1 pseudogene is annotated in these 262 nt (G+C 42.4%); it reads right to left on the reverse strand.

Features of this window, described 5'->3' with window-relative positions:
* Positions 1–262: pseudogene (locus tag ACX5KA_RS15960) on the reverse strand (IS4 family transposase); the annotation flags it as partial.

Here is a 262-nt window from a genome sequence, read left to right on the forward strand (position 1 = left end):
CCATTTGAGTGCAGCTTTCCACTGTCGCATGGTAAACCTTATTCGGCAAGCAATAGCTCTAAGGCCAAGGTAGTGGAATGATAGCACGCTTCTGGTTTCGGTATTCGCTTGGAATTGGCGATGTTTGTTCGAAGAAACAAGCACCATACCCAGTAATATAGCAACCAGTGACGCTAATGTTGTCAGCAATATCAATATTGTAAGACGTTGCTTTTTAATACTTTTGTTTTGTTCATAGCCAAGCCCGAACTTGGTGCTTTTC

Source organism: Alteromonas alvinellae (assembly GCF_902705805.1).